Origin of the sequence: Thermococcus sp. (assembly GCF_027066465.1) — an archaeon.
Taxonomy (GTDB): Archaea; Methanobacteriota_B; Thermococci; order Thermococcales; family Thermococcaceae; genus Thermococcus.
This window is the reverse complement of sequence record NZ_JAMONU010000012.1, coordinates 1-4,142: the sequence shown is the minus strand read 5'-3', so window position 1 is coordinate 4,142 and position 4,142 is coordinate 1. Positions and strand designations below refer to the sequence as shown.

The following is a 4,142-nucleotide window of genomic DNA, read 5'->3' as shown; positions in this document are numbered from 1 at the left end:
GAGGACGTCCATATCAACGGTCAGGTAAATCTCGTCGCCGAGGTAGGCTTTGGCCTCCTCGATTATCTCGTCAATTGAATTCGTCTGAAAGTTCTTGTAGGCCCTCCACTTTCCCCTCACCCGCCTGCTCCTCAGCGTTGCGGGGTATATCTTCACCCTTCTCGTCCACAGCTGGGTTCTCTCCGTTGTTGGAATCATGAGAACGGGAGCCATCACAGCTGCCCTCTCGATTAACCTCCGCTCGAGGGCGTAGGCGAGCCAAGAACCGTGGTCAAGGTAATCGTGCATCAAATCCGTGTGTGCGTCAACGCTGATTAAACCCCTCGGCCTGAGCTTTTCCACAATCCCGTAGGTTGCGAGGTGTTCCCCAACTATGTAGGCCTTATCAAGGGGAACTCGCTCCGGGAGAAGCTCGACCCTGCTGGCCTCGACTATAACGTAGTCCTCAATCAGCTTGTTCCTTTTCAGGAGCTGAAGCGTGTAGAGGACGCCGTCGCGGTTCGGTTTCTCACCGAAGGGAATGAAGGTAACCATTATGCCCACCGAAAAGAGTTAGCCGGGTCTTTTTTAAACCTTCATGAAAATTTTTAGCATTTTCTTGTTAAATTTCAACGTCAAGCTTTAAAAAGTCGTCTCAAAACCCTAAACCGGAGAACGACTTTTTGGAGGTCTCACCATGATACTCCAGGTGGCCCTTGATTTGACCGATATTGAGCAGGCCCTGTCGATAGCGGAAAAAGCCGCCCGCGGCGGCGCCCACTGGCTTGAAGTGGGGACGCCTCTCATCAAAAAGGAGGGCATGCGGGCCGTTGAGCTTTTCAAGAGGCGCTTCCCGGACAGGAAGATTGTCGCCGACCTCAAAACGATGGATACCGGTGCCCTGGAAGTTGAGATGGCGGCAAGACACGGTGCGGACGTCGTTTCTATTCTCGGCGTTGCCGACGACAAGACAATCAAGGACGCCGTTGACGTCGCGAGGAGGTATGGAATCAGGGTCATGGTTGACCTCATCGGGGTTAAGGACAAGGTCAAGAGGGCAAAAGAGCTTGAGAAGATGGGCGTTCACTACATACTTGTGCACACCGGAATAGACGAGCAGGCCCAGGGCAAAACACCCCTTCAGGATTTGGCCGAGGTCGTCAAGGCCGTGAAGGTTCCGGTTGCGGTGGCAGGAGGCCTGAACCTCGAAACTATTCCAAAGGTTATTGAGCTTGGTGCCACGATAATCATCGTCGGCAGTGCCATAACCAAGGCCAAGGACCCGGAGGATGTCACTAGGAAGATAATAGACCTCTTCTGGGGGGAGTACATGCAGACGATAAGGAAGGCCATGAACGACATACTCGACCACGTTAAGCAGGTTGCGGACAGCCTCAGGCTTGAGCAGGTTCGCGGCTTCGTGGATGCGATGATTGGGGCCAACAAGATATTCATCTACGGGGCAGGAAGGAGCGGGCTCGTCGGAAAGGCCTTCGCTATGAGACTAATGCACCTCGGCTTCAACGTCTACGTCGTCGGCGAGACCATAACTCCTGCCTTCGAGCCGGGGGATTTGCTCATAGCAATCAGCGGTTCCGGCGAGACAACGAGCATAGTCGATGCGGCGAAGATAGCCAAGAAGGAGGGCGGAAAGGTCGTCGCTATAACGTCATACGCCAACTCTCCCCTCGGAAAGCTGGCCGATGTCGTCGTTGAGATTCCGGGAAGGGCGAAGACTGACATTCCGACCGACTACATAGCGCGTCAGATGCTCACCAAGTACAAGTGGGTCGCCCCGATGGGAACCCTCTTCGAGGATTCGACGATGGTGTTCCTCGACGGCGTCATAGCCCTTCTCATGGCAACCTTCCAGAAGACCGAAAAGGATATGAAGAAGAAGCACGCGACCCTTGAATGATAGCTATGCGCTCCTTTACCCATATTTTTGTCGGAATCGGGAACTCGGGAGCCAATATTGTCGACAGGATAAGTGCAGACGGGGTAGTTAAGGTCACCGTCAATCCCGCCCCCTACATTCTGAGACCGAGGAGGTACCTCCAGAGGCTTGAGTCTTTCTTCTCGAGAATCCCTGAGGACACCTTCCTGTGGCTGGTCTTTGAGGACAAACCCATCAACCGCGAGCTCGTGGACTTCATAATGGGGAGCGTCCCCGATGATACAATTCGGCTTGCCTACACGCTCACACCGAAGAGGGAGCTCGTCTACGAAAAGCCCCCCTGGGCGGAGGGCTTTGAGACGGTCTTTTACGACTCCCTCTGGGACTTCCTGAGGGAGGACGTTCCGCTCGGGATAGCCTTTGAGCGGGCCTCCGTTTCGATAGCTGAGCTGTTCTCAAGGCTCTACTACTACCTTGAGAATCAGATGCTGGTCAACATAGACTACGCCGACCTGTTCAACATGATTCGCGGGGGCAACGTCGGAATAATGCGTCTCCTGGATAGGGTCGACTTCAGCTGGCACTGGGGAATATGGGAGCGGGGCCTTATAGGAATCCTCGTCGGTGAGGACTTTCCCCTCAGCGGTGCCCACGCAATCCTCGCGAGGTTTCAGGAACTGCTCTCTGAAAAGGACGTAATATGGGGGATAATCACCGATGAAAAAGTGAGGGGTGTCGAGATACTCGCCCTTCTGACCCGGAGGTGGTGAGATGAGGGCGGTTCTCTTTGACATCGACGGCACTCTGCTAACCGAGATGCCCCTGATACAGCTTTTCCTGCCCCAGGTTTACAACGAACTGTCTAAGAAGCTCGGGATTCCAAAGGAAGAAGCCAGAGAGCGTTTTCTCGGTGAAATCATGAGAAGGAGGAACACCTACGACTGGCACGACTGGAACTTCTTTTTCGGACTCTTTGGACTCAATATAAAGTACGAAGACCTCCTTGTAAGGTATCCGCACAAGCTTCACGTTTATCCCGACGTCGTTCCTACCCTTCAATGGTTGAAGGACTCGGGTTACGCCCTCGGTGTCGTTACCAGCGGGCCTGAATACCAGAGGCTCAAGCTGAAGCTGACCGGACTGGAAGAGTACTTCGACGTTATCGTAACGAGGGATGACGTTAAGGCCATAAAGCCCGAGCCTCAGATTTTCCTTCACGCTCTTGAGAAGCTCGGCGTCGAACCCGGGGAGGCAGTTTACGTTGGGGATTCCCTCACCCAGGACGTCTACGGGGCCAAACATGTTGGCATGACCGCCGTTTGGATTAACCGCGACGGCTCTCACGGTTATCACTTGGCGGATTACGAGATTAGAACCCTTCACGAACTCAAAAAATTGCTGGGGGGATTTGTATGAAGGAGCTGTTCAGTGCAGAAGGCGTTTTTGTCGAATACCGGGAGAAGGCAGTCGAGATTAGACCCGGCGACAGGCTCGTCCACAGGGTGGAGGAGCCGACTGAGCTGTGGTGGAAGCTGAAAGAAGCCGTCAAGGGCAAGAGAGTCAGGATAATCGTTTACGAGGTGGAAGAATGATAGCCCACCTAATCAACACCGACGTAGGAAACAGGGGTATGCTGAGGGTCTACCTCGACTACAGAAAATCCAACTTTGACTTCCTCAAGAACTCCGCTGAGATTCTCCTCGACGCCGAGAGGGTGCTCCTCGTTACGGGGTTTCCAGTTCCTCCAGAAGGAATACCCGAGACAGACGGTCCCCCGGGGACACTGGCTCTCTACCGCGCCCTCGCAGAGGTTGGAAAAAACCCCGAAATCCTAACTCAGGAGTCCGTTAAAGCGGCAATGATGTCCATTGGAAAGGCCTTTCCGCTGAGGTTCTCCGATGGTGACGTTTCGAAGTACGATGCGGTTGTTTTCGTGGAAACGCCGGGCAGGGCTTCCGACGGCAACCACTATTCAATGTCCGGGCTCAGGGTTGAGGGAGAGACGTTTGACTGGGTGGCTGAGGAAGCGGGGCTGCACGGTATCCCAACGGTCGGCATAGGGGACGGAGGAAACGAAATAGGAATGGGCAAGGTCAGAGAACTCGTTGAGAGATACGTTCCCAACGGGAAGAAGATAGCAACGGTCGTTGAAACGGACGAGCTGATAGTTTCGGCGGTCTCTAACTGGGGTGCCTACGGACTCGTTGCAGAGCTGTCGCTTAAAACCGAGAAAAACCTGCTTAAGGGATGGGAAGAGGAGTTTGTC

Annotated in this window: 6 protein-coding genes; 5 read left to right on the top strand and 1 reads right to left on the bottom strand. The window is 54.0% G+C overall.

Annotated features, from left to right (window positions below; translation table 11 throughout):
• Positions 1-534 (bottom strand): arginase family protein (locus MVK46_RS00655; RefSeq protein WP_297534484.1); only part of this gene is annotated, 534 nt, incomplete at its 3' end.
• A gap of 142 nt (positions 535-676) precedes the next feature.
• Between MVK46_RS00655 and hxlAB the strand changes: the two genes are divergently transcribed.
• The 5 genes from hxlAB to MVK46_RS00630 all read left to right on the top strand — a co-directional run.
• The gene (hxlAB, locus tag MVK46_RS00650; protein ID WP_297534483.1) at positions 677-1,897 is read left to right on the top strand and encodes a bifunctional 3-hexulose-6-phosphate synthase/6-phospho-3-hexuloisomerase; all 1,221 of its coding nucleotides are present in this window, start codon (positions 677-679) and stop codon (positions 1,895-1,897) included.
• Positions 1,898-1,902: 5 nt separating this feature from the next.
• The gene (locus MVK46_RS00645; RefSeq protein WP_297534485.1) at positions 1,903-2,646 is read left to right on the top strand and encodes a hypothetical protein; all 744 of its coding nucleotides are present in this window, start codon (positions 1,903-1,905) and stop codon (positions 2,644-2,646) included.
• Position 2,647: 1 nt separating this feature from the next.
• On the top strand, positions 2,648-3,292 hold the full coding sequence (locus MVK46_RS00640; RefSeq protein ID WP_297534482.1) for a TIGR02253 family HAD-type hydrolase: 645 nt from the start codon (positions 2,648-2,650) through the stop codon (positions 3,290-3,292).
• Positions 3,289-3,468: a hypothetical protein gene (locus MVK46_RS00635; protein ID WP_297534481.1), complete on the top strand. Its 180-nt coding sequence runs from the start codon at positions 3,289-3,291 to the stop codon at positions 3,466-3,468. The genes MVK46_RS00640 and MVK46_RS00635 overlap by 4 nt, the downstream gene beginning before the upstream one ends.
• A partial coding sequence (locus tag MVK46_RS00630; RefSeq protein WP_297534479.1) for a glutamate cyclase domain-containing protein occupies positions 3,465-4,142 on the top strand: 678 nt, incomplete at its 3' end. The genes MVK46_RS00635 and MVK46_RS00630, both read left to right, overlap by 4 nt.